The organism is Providencia sp. JGM181, assembly GCF_018257375.1.
Lineage (GTDB): Bacteria > Pseudomonadota > Gammaproteobacteria > Enterobacterales > Enterobacteriaceae > Providencia > Providencia lanzhouensis.
The window spans coordinates 13897-28784 of sequence record NZ_JAERJY010000008.1; the positions used below are offsets into that span (position 1 = coordinate 13897).

13 protein-coding genes are annotated in these 14888 nt (G+C 43.1%); 5 read left to right on the plus strand and 8 right to left on the minus strand.

Features of this window, described 5'->3' with window-relative positions:
• Nucleotides 1-52: 52 nt before the first annotated feature.
• The 6 genes from aroB to pilM form a co-directional block, all read right to left on the minus strand.
• A complete protein-coding gene (aroB, locus tag JK188_RS02670) occupies nucleotides 53-1141 on the minus strand; it encodes a 3-dehydroquinate synthase (protein WP_132497192.1) in 1089 nt (362 codons plus the stop codon).
• A 40-nt stretch (nucleotides 1142-1181) separates the two neighbouring features.
• Nucleotides 1182-1703, minus strand: coding sequence for a shikimate kinase AroK (aroK, locus tag JK188_RS02675; protein WP_036950109.1), 522 nt, complete (start codon nucleotides 1701-1703; stop codon nucleotides 1182-1184).
• A gap of 505 nt (nucleotides 1704-2208) precedes the next feature.
• Nucleotides 2209-3252, minus strand: coding sequence for a transporter (locus JK188_RS02680; protein WP_211887978.1), 1044 nt, complete (start codon nucleotides 3250-3252; stop codon nucleotides 2209-2211).
• Nucleotides 3239-3781 (minus strand): hypothetical protein, encoded by a 543-nt coding sequence (locus JK188_RS02685; protein WP_211887977.1) that lies wholly within the window; start codon nucleotides 3779-3781, stop codon nucleotides 3239-3241. The genes JK188_RS02680 and JK188_RS02685 overlap by 14 nt, the downstream gene beginning before the upstream one ends.
• Nucleotides 3774-4313 carry a PilN domain-containing protein gene (locus tag JK188_RS02690; protein ID WP_211887976.1) on the minus strand — a complete coding sequence of 180 codons (540 nt, stop codon included), beginning with the start codon at nucleotides 4311-4313 and terminating at the stop codon, nucleotides 3774-3776. Before JK188_RS02690 ends, JK188_RS02685 begins: the two co-directional genes overlap by 8 nt.
• A 1-nt stretch (nucleotide 4314) precedes the next feature.
• Nucleotides 4315-5160 (minus strand): pilus assembly protein PilM, encoded by an 846-nt coding sequence (gene pilM / locus JK188_RS02695; protein WP_211887975.1) that lies wholly within the window; start codon nucleotides 5158-5160, stop codon nucleotides 4315-4317.
• Between the two features lie 116 nt (nucleotides 5161-5276).
• Between pilM and mrcA the strand changes: the two genes are divergently transcribed.
• Nucleotides 5277-7817 (plus strand): peptidoglycan glycosyltransferase/peptidoglycan DD-transpeptidase MrcA, encoded by a 2541-nt coding sequence (gene mrcA / locus JK188_RS02700; protein WP_211887974.1) that lies wholly within the window; start codon nucleotides 5277-5279, stop codon nucleotides 7815-7817.
• A gap of 95 nt (nucleotides 7818-7912) precedes the next feature.
• Here mrcA and nudE read toward each other — a convergent pair whose 3' ends face one another.
• The gene (nudE, locus tag JK188_RS02705) at nucleotides 7913-8467 is read right to left on the minus strand and encodes an ADP compounds hydrolase NudE (RefSeq protein ID WP_132497187.1); all 555 of its coding nucleotides are present in this window, start codon (nucleotides 8465-8467) and stop codon (nucleotides 7913-7915) included.
• A gap of 277 nt (nucleotides 8468-8744) precedes the next feature.
• On the opposite strand from nudE, the gene JK188_RS02710 reads away from it, so the two are divergent.
• From JK188_RS02710 to pckA, 4 genes are all read left to right on the plus strand, one after another.
• Nucleotides 8745-10844: an IgaA/UmoB family intracellular growth attenuator gene (locus JK188_RS02710; RefSeq protein ID WP_211887973.1), complete on the plus strand. Its 2100-nt coding sequence runs from the start codon at nucleotides 8745-8747 to the stop codon at nucleotides 10842-10844.
• A gap of 67 nt (nucleotides 10845-10911) precedes the next feature.
• Nucleotides 10912-11352, plus strand: coding sequence for a ribosome-associated heat shock protein Hsp15 (gene hslR, locus JK188_RS02715; protein WP_211887972.1), 441 nt, complete (start codon nucleotides 10912-10914; stop codon nucleotides 11350-11352).
• A gap of 28 nt (nucleotides 11353-11380) precedes the next feature.
• Entirely contained in the window at nucleotides 11381-12253 is an 873-nt protein-coding gene (hslO, locus tag JK188_RS02720; RefSeq protein ID WP_211887971.1) for an Hsp33 family molecular chaperone HslO, read from the plus strand.
• Nucleotides 12254-12456: 203 nt separating this feature from the next.
• Complete coding sequence (pckA, locus tag JK188_RS02725; RefSeq protein WP_036950089.1) at nucleotides 12457-14076, plus strand: phosphoenolpyruvate carboxykinase (ATP); 1620 nt, start codon at nucleotides 12457-12459, stop codon at nucleotides 14074-14076.
• A gap of 100 nt (nucleotides 14077-14176) precedes the next feature.
• On the opposite strand, the gene JK188_RS02730 is transcribed toward pckA, so the two are convergent.
• The gene (locus tag JK188_RS02730; protein ID WP_211887970.1) at nucleotides 14177-14875 is read right to left on the minus strand and encodes a pirin family protein; all 699 of its coding nucleotides are present in this window, start codon (nucleotides 14873-14875) and stop codon (nucleotides 14177-14179) included.
• Between the last annotated feature and the right edge of the window lie 13 nt (nucleotides 14876-14888).

The following is a 14888-nucleotide window of genomic DNA, read 5'->3' on the forward strand; positions in this document are numbered from 1 at the left end:
CCTGAAAATATTCAGGAGCCAATTAATGATTTTTACTTAGTTCAGTAATGATTTATGGCATACAAGCCGAAATAGCGGCAATGACTGTTGAGGCATCCACATCGGAACGCATTTCTGAACTGCCGATAGTGGTTGGAAGGATAAGATGCAATTTGCCTCCCATGACTTTTTTATCTCGCATCATGTGAGGTAAATAGTCATCAGGTTGCATTTTTGCAGGACCAGTAACAGGTAGCTCGGCGCGTTTTAAAAGGGCGATGATGCGTTCTGTTTGTTCTGGGGTAAATTGGCCAATCAGCTCAGCGGTTTTTGCCGCCATCACCATACCAGCAGCAACAGCTTCTCCATGGAGCCATACGCCGTAGCCCATTTCAGCTTCGATAGCATGACCAAAGGTATGCCCTAAATTTAATAGTGCACGTAGCCCGCTGGTTTCTTTTTCATCGGCAGCGACCACTTGCGCTTTCAGTTCGCAACAACGGCGAATGCAGTACGCCATGGCTTGGTTATCTAATGCCATTAAGGCATCGATATTTTTTTCCAACCAGCTAAAAAATTCACCATCAAGAATGATGCCGTATTTAATAACTTCAGCCAGGCCAGAAGAGAGTTCGCGCTTAGGTAAGGTTTTTAAACAATCGAGGTCAATCACGACGGATGCCGGTTGATAAAATGCCCCAATCATATTTTTCCCCAATGGGTGGTTAACGGCGGTTTTTCCACCAACCGAAGAGTCCACTTGGGAGAGTAATGTAGTAGGAACTTGAATAAAGCGTACGCCACGTTGATAGCTAGCTGCTGCGAATCCAGTTAAGTCACCAATTACTCCCCCACCAAGGGCGATGAGGGTTGTGTCACGGTTATGGTGCTTTTCGAGTAATGCCGTAAAAACATCATTCATGATGAATAAAGATTTGTACTGCTCGCCATCAGGTAAGACGATGGAATCGACTTTGACACCTGAGGCTTCAAGAACGGCTTGAATCTTATGTAGGTAAAGCGGAGCGAGAGTTTCGTTAGTCACTATCATTGCTCGCTGACCCGCAGTTAGTGGCCAAAATGCATCCTTTCCTTGGTACAAACCAGGTGCAATATTGATTGGATAACTGCGTTCATCCAGAGTAACAGTGACTTTTTCCATCTTGCTTTACCTTGAATTCATGACTTCTGATGTATAAAAATTAGTTTTTTTCTAACATTTCAATGATTTGATTGGCAACAACTTTTGCGCTTTGCTCATCAGTATGAATTGTTATATCCGCTATCTCTTCATACATAGGATTGCGTTCATCGGCTAATTTTTCTAAAACTTCGCGAGCAGGCTCATCCACCTGTAAAAGAGGACGTTTTTTATCGCGTTGTGTGCGGGATAATTGCTTCTCAATGGTGGTTTCGAGATACACGACAACCCCACGAGCGGACAAGCGGTTACGTGTCTCTTTAGATTTAACAGAGCCACCACCTGTCGCTAAGACAATGCCTTGCTTTTCAGTGAGTTCATTGATGACTTTCTCTTCGCGATCGCGAAAGCCTTCTTCACCTTCTAGGTCGAATACCCAACCTACATCTGCGCCAGTGCGTTTTTCAATCTCGTGATCGGAGTCAAAGAACTCCATATTAAGCTGTTGAGCTAACTGACGACCAATAGTGCTTTTTCCGGCTCCCATTGGTCCAACCAGAAAGATATTGCGTTTCTCTGCCATGTTTTTTGGTATTACTACGATTATTCGTTAATGATCACCCGCCCCGCCAATCGAATTAGCGGCGGGACCTAAACTGAAACCTCATAAGTGATGATGTGAGATCAGATAAGAAAATTATCTCAATACATCAACCTGAATTGCAACTATATAAATATGGCACTTAGAAAACAAAGTGCCATATTCTTCGTTGCGGGTTTCTATATATTTGAGCCGTCTACATTACATAATGCACTGTTTAGCGAGCTTATTAACAGGTTGTTTATTCCACTAAATGAATGGAAGCTGTTAATTATAAAGCAAAATTTCTGTAGCTATTTTATAAGCGGCTGATAGTTTGTTCTTTCATCTACCGATAGTTAGAACACTCAATGGATAACCTTGTATGCTAAAACGACCTCAGCGTCAAATTTATCCGGTATGTTTATGGCACAAAAAGTAATAATTCCACGGTACTTTGAGGAATTAAACATTCAACTAATTGAATGTATAGGCGTTATTTTTTACGCTAAATCTTAATAAGTTTTGGTGTAATAAATACCAGTAAAACACGCTTATCAACGTGTTGTGTCTTATTGATAAATAAACTTCCTAATAGTGGGATTTGTGAAAGAAATGGGATACCTGAATCCGTTTTTTCTTGCTTCTGTTGAAAAATACCACCCAATATTAGGGTGTTATTATTTTTGATAGTCACTGACGTCGCAATTTCTTGTTTGTTGATGGCAAGATGTTGGTTTGGATTGACGGTGAGAGCGGTATCTGGGGAGTTATGGCTGATTTTTAATATCATTTCGACTCTGTCATCTCGGGCAATGGTTGGCGTAACTTCCATACCTAACACCGCATCTTTAAATTGAACGTGGCTTTTCTTATCGGAGGTAGTGACATAGGGAATTTCGCTGCCTTGTTGGATGCTGGCGGGCTGTTTATGGGATGCCACCAAACGGGGGCTCGCAATAATTGACAATAAATTTTCTTTTTCTAGTGCGTTAAGCTTCATTTCAAGTAAGCCTTCTCCGAGCCGTAATACATTTAATGCCATCTGTCCTGATTGGCTGCTGTAACGGTTATAGCGGCTATGGTGCCCATCAGTTGCTGACTCACCTAGCATTCCCCACTCTAAACCTAACGCTTGTAAAGCGGTGCGTGAACTGCTGATGATGTGGGCAGTGATTTGTACTTGCTGCTGGGGAATATCTTTTTGAACAAGCCATGTTTCAATTAATGCCAAGCGTTCTTTGGTGTCCGTAATGATCAAACTGTTGGTGGTGGCATCAAAGTGGGCTATGCCTTTATCGGATAGGAGGCGCATGTCAGGCTCCGTGATCTGTTGATGAACAGTTTGAGCGCCGATAGAGACTAATGGAAAAATTTTTTCAGTGAGAATTATTTCCGGTGCTTTAGGTGGAATGATGGTGTCTAAGAGCTGGGTATCTTCTTCTGTTGGGGATATGGGTTCAAAAGGGTCTCGGGGTGTTTGGGCATACCCGAAGAAAGCACTGCATAGCATTAACATTAATATGGGAACGAAAAAATTAGTGTTGCTCATTAGGTTGTTCATCCTTGATAAATGTGAGCGATAAATTGGCGGTCAGTTGCTGGTTTTTGGTAGTCAAAATGACATCAGAAAATTGCCAATGTTGCTGTGGGAGCGTATGGGTGAGTGATTGCATAAATTCGAGGAGATCCTTAAATTTCCCTTGGATCTCAAGTTGGTAATGAGAATTCAACGGATCCGATGGCTGAAGCTGATTTAAGACAATATTGTTATTCGCAAGCAGCTGCTGTAAGTGAAGAACAAAGAAATGAGGGTCTAAGGGCGTTTCCTCATTAGAAGGGAACGAAGCGAGTTCCTGTTCTAGCCAAACGCGAGTCGGATTTTGGGCGAAAAATTGGCTACTGGCTTGGTTTTGTAGGTGCAAGGCAGAGCTGTTTTGTTGTAAATCTGCCCATTGATTTCGCTTGTCTTGCCAAATGAAGGTATAGCTAGCGGCAATGCCCACCACCAAAATCAGCGGTATCGTTAGATATTGCTGCCAAAGGGGGCGATACCAAAAAGCGGCAAAGTGGTTATTCATCAATGACACCTCGATAATCGGCAATAAGGTGTAGTTGGTTAACGGCAGCAACCCGCCGTAACGTGCGCAGTTGCACGTTATCGACCTGAGGTGTTTGGCTAAATTGAGTTAACAGCAAATTCAGGTCTTGAAAGCGATAACTGAGTGCTTTGATTTCTAAACGCCCTTCACGTAGCTGAAAGGTGGATAGCCAACTTTTAGGTGGCGTGAGATTGGATAGCGACCTTAATAGGCTGAGTAAGGCATGGTTATGTTGCGCATAGGATTGACGCTGATTTTGCTGAAATGTGAATTTTTCTAGCTGTTGTTGCTGCGCTTGTAATTGTGTTTTTAGCTGTTCAATGTGCTGTTGATGTTTCTGTTGAGCCGCAAGGTATAAGTGGGCTTGCGATATATCCTCTAGAAGCAAACTGATTAAATAACCAAAGATAACGATAACAAAAATACAGCTGAGCCCCGTCACCATTAAAAAATAGCGTCGCTGGCGAGTGAGCTTATCGGTTCGCCATGGTAGGAAGTTAACCTGATACATATTAAAGATCCCCATGACGCAGGGCCAGCCCTGCGGCAATCACAAAACTCCCCAATTGGCGGGGTAATTTGATGGGGTATTGATGAAAAGCTTGCAGTAAATCCCATCGATACTCTACGCCTTGAATATCGTGGTCACTAATGCAGTAAATCGGTAATTTTAAGGCTTCAGGATCGTCCGTTAATAAGGATTGAATTTGGTTAATGTGCACTGATTGATTATCTTGGGTCGGGTTATCGCTTTGAATATGACTATAACTTGCAGGTTGGCTGATAGGCCCTGACCAGAACCATTCGTTTTGGCGATAGTAAACAAGCCAACATTCGTTAGGCAACTGAGCATGTCGAGCAAGGTAACGCAGTGCGATGGGGGCAATATCTACAGCTAGTAGGTGATAACCACTCTCCAGTAATAAATCTTGCCAGAAGGTAATATCAGATTGGCGTGCGGCATTGAAGTAAACTTGTTGCCCAATGATCCGATAATCTACAGCAAGCTCTTGGGCTTGCATGGGAAAAAGTTGGTCAACTTGCGCTTGTAAATACCAACTTAGCTCGGGTTGTTGCAAGCTCATTTGGTTGGGAAGAGTGACCTGTTTTTGGAGCGACCTTAGTGAGGGTAATGCGATAGAAACAGAGCAGTTTTTAGGTAATTTCTGACGCCATTGTCGCAAAATATTGCGTAAAATTACGCGGTGTTCATCAAGGGTATGTGATGCGCTGTCAAAAGGTAGCGCTTGTTGCCAACATTCACATAACGACCAGAGTTTGCGATGTTTTTTTGCTGCAACTAACTGAATGTGGTGCTGAGATAGCTCAATTCCGATGTGCCATTTTGGTGAATACATACATAATATCCTTATCATTAACAATTAAATTACGTTTTCTATTGTGCTGTATAAGCTTTATACTATGCAGCAGTGATATCTAAACCCGCCTGTCAGTTGCATATGGGAATTCTTCGGTGAAGTTCGTAAAATATTTTTTAATTCTGGTTTTCTGTTGCATTTTTTTGGGAAGCGCCTCGATTTATGGCATGTACAAATATGTCGAAGGTGAGCTGCCTGATGTCGCAACAATGAAAGACATTCGTCTGCAAACGCCAATGCAGGTATTCAGTGCAGATAATGAACTGATCGCCCAATATGGTGAAAAGCGCCGTATTCCATTGCCATTAACTGACATTCCTCCAATGTTAGTGCATGCCTTTATTGCAACAGAAGATAGCCGCTTCTATGAGCACCATGGTATTGATCCAATTGGTATTTTCCGTGCTGTGACTGTGATGGCTTCATCGGGTCATGCATCGCAAGGGGCGAGTACCATTACTCAGCAGCTGGCGAGAAACTTCTATTTAAGTCCAGAAAAAACCTTGATGCGTAAAGCAAAAGAGGCATTTTTGGCGATTCGTATCGAACAGTTATTTACCAAAGATGAAATTATGGAGCTGTACCTGAATAAAATTTATTTAGGTAACCGTGCTTATGGTGTGGGTGCAGCCGCTTATGTTTATTTTGGTAAAACAGTCAATGAGTTAACGCTAAGTGAAATGGCAATGATTGCCGGCTTACCGAAAGCGCCATCAACATTCAACCCGCTTTACTCTTATGACCGTGCGGTTAACCGCCGTAACGTCGTATTAATGCGGATGTTAGAAGAAAAATACATCACGCAAGATCAGTACGAGCAAGCGAAAAGTGAAAAAATTGTCGCTTCTTATCACGCACCAAAAGTGGATTTTTCTGCGCCTTATTTAGCGGAAATGGCACGCCAAACGATGTATGAAAAATACGGTGAAGATGCCTATACCGATGGTTATAAGGTGTACACCACGGTTGTGCGTAAAGACCAGTTAGCGGCGACCGAAGCCGTACGTAATAATTTGATAGATTACGATATTCGCCATGGTTATCGCGGTCCTGCAGAAGTGTTATGGAGCGGTAGCCAAGCCGCATGGGATAAAGAACAAATCGTTGAGAAACTGAAAAAATTACCAAACTATGGTTCATTGGTTCCAGCCGTTGTCACGTCTGCGAGTAGCAGCGATGCGAAAGTGATGCTGGCGGATGGCTCGGACATCCAAATTACGATGGCGGGTGTGCGCTGGGCGCGTAAATTTATTTCAGATACTCAGCAAGGTGGTACGCCATCTGCCGTGAATAAAGTTGTGCAGCCCGGTGAGCAGATTTGGGTTCGTCAGGTTAAAGATAGCTGGTGGTTAGCCCAAGTCCCTGATGTGAACGCAGCATTTGTTGCATTGAATCCGAATGATGGGGCGGTGATAGCCCTTGTGGGTGGTTTTGATTTTAATATGAGTGAATTTAACCGCGTGACGCAATCATTGCGCCAAGTGGGCTCAAATATTAAGCCATTCTTGTACACGGCTGCGATGGATAAAGGCTTAACGTTATCGTCATTACTCAATGATGTGCCGATTAGCCGTTGGGATGCGGGAGCTGGTTCAGACTGGCGTCCGAAGAACTCACCACCGCGCTATGATGGTCCTATCCGTTTACGTCAAGGTTTAGGTCAGTCGAAAAACGTGGTGATGGTGCGTGCGATGCGCGCCATGGGTGTGGATTATGCAGCGGATTATTTAACGCGTTTTGGTTTCCCGAAAGAGAATATTAACCGTACAGAAGCGTTGGCGCTGGGTGCTCCATCATTTACCCCAATGCAAATGGTGCGTGGTTACGCCGTGATGGTGAACGGGGGATACCTTGTTGATCCTTACTATATTTTGAAGATTGAGAATCACAGCGATGAAGTGATTTTCGAAGCGAAACCAAAAATTGCATGCCCTGAGTGTACAAATATTCCGGTCATTTATGGGGATACGGCGCGTACGATTGCGCTGAGTGACTCTGAAGGCGAAGATGCAACAGAGGAAGTGACTCAATCGAATAATAATGTGGTGGAACAAGAGCCAACAATGGCACTGTCTACAACCGCAGAACAGCAGAGCCCTGAAGACCAATATGCCCCGCATGTTATTAGCACACCGCTGGCGTTCTTAATTCGCGATGCGATGGTGACAAATATTTATGGCGAGCCAGGTTGGTCAGGTACCGGTTGGCGTGCGGGTCGTGATCTGGGCGGTCGTCGTGACATTGGCGGGAAAACAGGAACCACGAATAGCTCGAAAGATGCGTGGTTCTCCGGTTATGGCCCTGATATTGTTGCCTCAGCATGGATTGGCTTTGATGATAACAAGCGTACATTAGGCCGTACAGGAATAAGCGGTGGTGAAGCAGGTGCGAAGAGTGCTCAGCCGATTTGGGATGACTTTATGAAAGCCGCCCTTGACGGCGTTCCAGTGAAAACTATGCAACCACCAAAAGGAATTATTTCAGTCTCTATCGATACCCGTACAGGTAAACTCTCATCCGGTGGACCTTCTCGTAGTGAATACTTTATCGAAGGAACTGAGCCGAAAGAGCGCGCGGTACAAGAGGTTGGAACGACCATTTCAACGGAAAATGGAGCCAGCCAAGAGCTATTCTAATGAGCTGTTTTGAGTGTAAATAAACTGCACCCCATCGCCGTTTGGCATGGGGTGTACTTATTTAGGGTATTGGATAGATTGAATATCGAGTGGCGTTATTTCGCGTTATTTTTTAAGTAACGTTCCACATAAAACAACGCGCTAATATTGCGGGCTTCATTGAAGTCAGGGTGGTCGAGGAGCTCCATCATACGTGCAATCGGCCATTTGACTTGTTGGAGCGGTTCTGGCTCATCCCCCTCAAGTTTTTCGCTAAATAGGTCGTTAGCTATAAGTATGTTCATCTTGCTGGAAAAGTAAGATGGGGACATGGTGAGTTTTGCCAAAGGGGTAATTTGGCGAGCCCCATAACCGATTTCTTCTTTGAGTTCTCGCTGAGCTGCCTCAAGAGGGGCTTCTCCTGGGTCTACGGCTCCTTTAGGGAAGCCTAGCTCATAGTTTTCGATACCCACGGCGTATTCACGGATCAAAATCAGGTGATCATCAATGATGGGGACGATAAGAACTGCTTCACGCTTTGCGGGGCGCATTCTTTCATAAACACGTTTTTCGCCATTACTAAATTCGAGGTCAACAGATTGGATACTGAATAGTTTAGATTGAGCAACATCTTGAATATTCAGGATTTTTGGTTTTTTTAACTCTGTCATAACGATTTCCGAATCAGGTGAATGGGATCCATGAGGGCAAGCATACATTGTCTTTAACTATGACGCATATCAAAAAAAAATGATAGAGATTATAGGGTGGAGAAAATGCTGTTAGTATAATCTACTTATGAAAATCGCACTGATTAATAAGTAAAACATTTTATTTACAACATATTGTAAAATAAAACAAAAACTGAAAGAGAATAGGAATTGGCTTATATAGTGAATAGCATTACGTTGCTATGCTTTTTAAGTAGACAATTCTGTTGAGAAAAAAATGCTAAACACCGTCATTATACTGGCTCTGATAATAGCTAGCCTAATTATAATGGTTTCCGTTCTGTTCTTCCGGCGGGGACGGCGTTCTAGTGTCTATCAAATACCCTCTCTAGCAACACCCGCGTTTAAAAAAATGATTGAGTCTGATTTCCAGACTATCACCCAGTATCTTAATCACAGTGCATCTAAAAACCTTCATTCGCCTTCCCAAGCTGTATGGCAAATACGAAAAAATGCCACTGTTGCCACTATCTGTAATGCGATTACGCGATTTAATTTGCGTCAGGAGCAAGGGCAGGGTTGGCGCTATTTTATTGATACGATTGAAGTTCAGTTACCTTCTCAACTAGAACCGTTCTTACAACGACAAAATGCCATGGAAATTGTAGAAACGGATCATCTGCCTTTAATTGTGGCTCTCAATGGTCACTCATTGAAGGAATTTAGCTATGAATGGGAAGTCCCTTCAGAGGAGCCTAGGACTCAACCTGAGGCTGATATCCATGAAGGTGAACCGAACACCATTCAATTGCTGAAGATGCGTAAGGAAAGTAAAGAGGAGCATCGACTCCATAATTCTTCCGGGTGGTTAGGGGCGATTGTGGTGAGCCTCAGTTTTTTTATCGGCTATCTGACGATTGTTTCTATTCCCATTTTTCAAGGATGGGGGCTGACATTAGCTGCGGTGGTTTTTATCCTCGGAATGTTTTTATTATTCCGTTTACGTCTTTTTCCTAGACCCTATCAAGATGTGCAATGTATTTATGGGCAAGCCAAACGCTGGGAATTGTACGGAGAGTTAGATAAAAAATACTCATCCACCATTTCGATAGGGGGCGTAGATTTGCACTACCCCACCTATTGGCTCCCTTACCTAAAATATGAGCTAAACCATCCTACGAATATTGACCTCTATTCGACGGGAGAAGTGCTACGGTATGGTCGATATCTCTCAGTTCATGAAGAGGAACGCTATTACCCCTATAAACGATTTAAAAAGAATGTGCTGATGTTTTTCAGTGCATTGCTCGTTTTGGCGATGGTGTTTTCTTATCAATCGATTAGTTTGCCAGTAAAATTAGGTTTTGCGTGGATTGAAGGTGCGAAAAAAGTCAGTGTTGTTGACCCTTCAGATTTAACAGCGCGTAAAATTAGAGTTGGAGATACATTATCAGCGAAGGGAATGGGGATGTGTTATCGCCCACCTAATTTGAACGATGCCAACCAAGCGTTGTTTGTGCCTTTCGATTGTTCGGGTGTGTATTGGAATAATATTAACCTGATTACTGAGCCACAATCCGAGATTGTGAATCGAGCAATCGATTTATTGAATAGCATAAAAAATCAATTACATCCAGATAAAGACGCCCCAGGAATTAACCCAAGATTACAGCGTGAAATCATGAAATCGGGAATGAATATTATTTTCGATTTTTCAGAAATCGTATTAAAAACCAACGCATTGTGTGATCAACAAGATCATTGCATTAAACTCAAAAGCGCATTGTCTAACTTGGGTGGTAGTGTGGATGATTGGCCGGGGTTGGTAAATAAAGCGTCTTCAGGAAAATTAAGTGGTGCGCATGTTTTATTACGTGCAGGAAGTGCTGATGCCTTGGAAAACTTAGTTGAAGACACCACATATGATTTCATCAAGAAAGAACTTGAGAAGGAAGTTCGTAAACTCAATAGTCCACCACCGGGTGGGGTATTGTTGATCAGCGATGAAAACCACCCGCTGGTAGACATAATGCCAGTAAGTTCACTGAGCGAAATGAACCAAGTTCAGCGATGGTATGAGTTAAAGCGCTTATCTAGCATTCTGATTAATACCCCATTTGATGTTGAAGGGGTTATCACGAACATTTCGACAGATGCCAATGGCACATTGCAAGTGGTGGTTCATGAACGCTTGGATGACGATGTGTTATCAGAATATGTCTGCCGTTCAATGTTGGTTTTCTTCTTAATCATTTGTACCTTGATAAATGGAACATTAATTATTATTCGAGTTTTGAATAACAAACGGCGTTTGCGTAAAATCACTGAATATTACGATAAATGCTATGAGGCAGATAATCCTTCCGAGTCTAGATAGTATTATCCTTCCCTGACCATGGAGCCTCATTTTGGTTTGGCATTCAAACTAAGTGTGAGGAGGCACCATGAAGCCGTTATCGATAAATCAATCTTCAACAAAGCCATCATCCGCTGAACAAGTTCGCCTTGATAAATGGCTATGGGTTGCACGTTTTTATAAAACACGTTCAATTGCTCGTGAGATGATTGATGGCGGAAAAGTCCATTACAATGGGCAAAGAAGTAAGCCGGGCAAAATTGTTGAACTGGGTGCGATGATAAAAGTACGTCAAGGAAATGATGAGCGGATTATCGAAGTACTCGAGATCAGCAATCAACGTAAAGGCGCACCAGAAGCTCAATTACTCTACCGTGAAACCGTAGAAAGCCTTGAACAACGTGAAAAGATGGCGATGGCGCGTAAGATGAATGCACTCACGATGCCACATCCTGACAGACGTCCCGATAAAAAAGAGCGTCGGACTCTGCTAAAATTTAAACACACGAATTCCCATGAATCGTCTTAATAGACTGCCTGAGTAATAGAGAGAAATTATGGCTAAACAAGACCAACTCCACCGTTTCCTGTTCGAACAGCATGCGGTACGTGGAGAAATGATTACTGTCGATGAGACTTTTCATCATATTCTAGAAAATCATGATTACCCAGAAGCCGTCAAAATGCTGCTGGGCGAACTGCTGGTTGCGACCAGCTTACTTACTGCTACCTTAAAATTTGATGGTGATATTACCGTTCAAATCCAAGGTGATGGCCCCGTTAAGTTAGCTGTGATTAATGGTAATAACCTACAACAAATGCGCGGCGTTGCTCGTGTTGAGGGTCCTGTTGTCGCGGGAAGTACGTTACAGCAAATGATTGGTAACGGATTTATTGTTATCACGATTACACCAAAACAAGGTGAGCGTTATCAAGGTATTGTGGCGATTGAAGGCAACAGCATTGAAGAGAGCATTGATGCCTATTTCCGCCAATCTGAACAGTTACCAACCCGCCTGTTTATCCGTGTTAGTGAACAAGATGGCAAAGCGATTGCTGGCGGGATGTTGCTGCAAGTTTTACCTGCTGCAGGAGAGACTAGCCACGAGTTTTTTGATCACTTAGTGCAACTGACTGCGACTATCAAAGGCAAAGAGCTTAGCGAATTAGATGTGAAAGAGGTACTTCATCGTCTGTATCATGAAGAAGATGTCACGCTGTATGACCCGCAATCTGTTGAGTTCCGTTGCACTTGTTCACGTGAACGTTGTGAAGCGTCTTTAGCGACATTAACCCATGAAGATGTTATGGATATTTTGCACAAAGATGGGAAAATTGATATGGAGTGTGAATATTGTGGCTCGCACTATGTATTTATTGAATCCGATATCGTCGGGTTAAATAATGAGCAAAATCAGCAACTTCACTGATACGATTTAGCAACCTAATTATGTGACGAGGGTGCAATTTTGCACCCTTTTTTTATAATTTTAAAGGATTATAACGTGCTCTAAGTCTCATTATGAATTAAAAAAAATTATACATTTTCAATTCTTTGATAACTATCGCTGTTAATTAGTCGTAAAGATTTATGATCGTCGGCAGAATAGCTATGTTTACCAGGAGCAATATAATGAGCGCTAAAAGCATTACCCTGAAGGATCTCGAAAAGTACGGCATTCATGACGTCGCTGAAGTTGTTTATAACCCAAGTTATGAGCTGTTATTTCAGGAAGAAACCAAGCCAGGTCTTGAAGGTTATGAACGCGGTACCGTTACTACATTAGGTGCTGTTGCTGTTGATACCGGTATTTTTACAGGACGTTCCCCAAAAGATAAATATATCGTTCGCGATGATGTCACCCGTGATACCGTTTGGTGGGCTGACCAAGGTAAAGGTAAAAACGATAACAAACCAATGAGCCAAGAGGTTTGGAGCAGCCTGAAACACTTAGTGACTGAGCAGCTATCAGGCAAACGTTTGTTTGTTGTAGATGCATTCTGTGGTGCGAACGCAGATACTCGTCTGAAAGTCCGTTTTATCACTGAGGTTGCATGGCAAGCTCACTTCGTGAAAAACATGTTCATTCGTCCATCTGATGAAGAGTTAGTTGGTTTTGAACCAGACTTTATCGTGATGAACGGTGCAAAATGCACTAACCCGAATTGGAAAGAGCAAGGTTTGAACTCAGAAAACTTTGTTGCTTTCAACTTAACTGAGCGTATGCAGTTAATCGGCGGTTCTTGGTACGGCGGCGAAATGAAGAAAGGTATGTTCTCTATGATGAACTACCTGCTGCCATTAAAAGGCATCGCATCAATGCACTGCTCTGCAAACGTTGGTGAAAAAGGCGACGTTGCAATTTTCTTCGGCCTGTCTGGTACAGGTAAAACCACATTGTCTACAGATCCAAAACGTAAGTTAATTGGTGATGATGAGCATGGTTGGGATGATGACGGTGTATTCAACTTCGAAGGCGGTTGCTACGCGAAGACTATCAACCTGTCTAAAGAAGCTGAGCCAGACATCTATGGCGCCATCAAACGTGATGCGTTATTAGAAAACGTCATGGTATTGGCTGACGGTTCAGTTGATTTCAATGACGGTTCTAAAACTGAGAACACGCGTGTTTCTTACCCTATCTATCACATCGAAAACATCGTAAAACCAGTTTCTAAAGCGGGTCATGCGACAAAAGTTATCTTCCTAACGGCAGATGCATTCGGTGTGTTACCACCAGTTTCTCGCTTAACGCCAGAACAAACTCAGTACCACTTCCTGTCTGGTTTCACGGCGAAGTTAGCAGGTACAGAGCGTGGTGTGACTGAACCAACTCCAACATTCTCTGCATGTTTCGGCGCAGCATTCTTATCTCTGCACCCAACTCAATACGCGGAAGTATTAGTGAAGCGTATGGAAGCCGCAGGCGCGAAAGCATACTTAGTCAATACTGGTTGGAACGGTACAGGCAAACGTATCTCTATTAAAGATACGCGTGCAATCATCGATGCAATCTTAAGTGGCGATATCGAAAAAGCGGATACCATCAAGCTGCCAGTGTTTGATTTAGAAGTCCCAACAGCATTACCGGGTGTGGATACTAATATCCTTGACCCACGTAATACTTACGCTGATAAATCTCAGTGGGATGAAAAATCTAAAGACTTAGCGGATCGTTTCGTGAAAAACTTCGATAAGTACACGGATACCCCAGCAGGTGCAGCACTGGTTAAAGCCGGTCCTAAACTGTAATTTCGGGTAGTACAGATAAAAAAAGGCTCTACAACGATTGAAGATAACATCATCGTGTAGAGCCTTTCCCATTGGTGTTAGCGTTTACTTACCTGAAAAGTTATTCCGCAGCAGGCAAGTCAAAAACTAAAATTTCACTGTCTTCATCAGCTTTTATCGTTAGTTGATTTTCTTGCCAAATGGCTAAACCATCGCTAGTCGTTGCTTTCTGCCCATTAACTTCAATGTTGCCTTTAACGACTTGGATCCAAACAACGCGCTTTTCTGCGATGTCATAGGTGCTTTGCTCATTAGCTGGCAATGCCCAGCGCCATAAGGTCATGTCTTGGTTAACTTTGAGCGAACCATCGCGTGCATCTGGTGATAACACCAATTGCTTACCACTTGTCGAATCAAAGCGTTTTTGCTCGTAACGTGGTTCGATGCCATTTTTATCTGGAATGATCCAGATTTGATATAAACGCAGCTCTTTTTCATTGCTTGGGTTGTATTCAGAGTGACGAACACCTGTTCCCGCGCTCATGATTTGGAACTCACCCGCAGGGATCTGTTCCATATTGCCCATGCTGTCTTTGTGCTCAACGGCACCATCCAGCACGTAGGTTAATATTTCCATGTCTTTATGAGGGTGAGTACCAAACCCTTGTCCCGCAGCGATGTAGTCTTCATTGATGACTCTTAACGCTGAGAAACCCATAAATTTTTCATCGTAATAGTTAGCGAACGAGAAAGTGTGCCAGCTGTCCAGCCAACCGTGGTTTGCGTGTCCACGTTCATTTGCTTGGCGTAAATAGATCATTGAGTCATCTCCT

What these genes read in the sequence shown, in the direction of transcription:
- aroB (WP_132497192.1), bottom strand. Translation starts at nt 1,141, where the DNA reads ATGGAAAAAGTCACTGTTACTCTGGATGAACGCAGTTATCCAATCAAT.
- aroK (WP_036950109.1), bottom strand. Translation starts at nt 1,703, where the DNA reads ATGGCAGAGAAACGCAATATCTTTCTGGTTGGACCAATGGGAGCCGGA.
- JK188_RS02680 (WP_211887978.1), bottom strand. Translation starts at nt 3,252, where the DNA reads ATGAGCAACACTAATTTTTTCGTTCCCATATTAATGTTAATGCTATGC.
- JK188_RS02685 (WP_211887977.1), bottom strand. Translation starts at nt 3,781, where the DNA reads ATGAATAACCACTTTGCCGCTTTTTGGTATCGCCCCCTTTGGCAGCAA.
- JK188_RS02690 (WP_211887976.1), bottom strand. Translation starts at nt 4,313, where the DNA reads ATGTATCAGGTTAACTTCCTACCATGGCGAACCGATAAGCTCACTCGC.
- pilM (WP_211887975.1), bottom strand. Translation starts at nt 5,160, where the DNA reads ATGTATTCACCAAAATGGCACATCGGAATTGAGCTATCTCAGCACCAC.
- nudE (WP_132497187.1), bottom strand. Translation starts at nt 8,467, where the DNA reads ATGACAGAGTTAAAAAAACCAAAAATCCTGAATATTCAAGATGTTGCT.
- JK188_RS02710 (WP_211887973.1), top strand. Translation starts at nt 8,745, where the DNA reads ATGCTAAACACCGTCATTATACTGGCTCTGATAATAGCTAGCCTAATT.
- hslR (WP_211887972.1), top strand. Translation starts at nt 10,912, where the DNA reads ATGAAGCCGTTATCGATAAATCAATCTTCAACAAAGCCATCATCCGCT.
- hslO (WP_211887971.1), top strand. Translation starts at nt 11,381, where the DNA reads ATGGCTAAACAAGACCAACTCCACCGTTTCCTGTTCGAACAGCATGCG.
- pckA (WP_036950089.1), top strand. Translation starts at nt 12,457, where the DNA reads ATGAGCGCTAAAAGCATTACCCTGAAGGATCTCGAAAAGTACGGCATT.
- JK188_RS02730 (WP_211887970.1), bottom strand. Translation starts at nt 14,875, where the DNA reads ATGATCTATTTACGCCAAGCAAATGAACGTGGACACGCAAACCACGGT.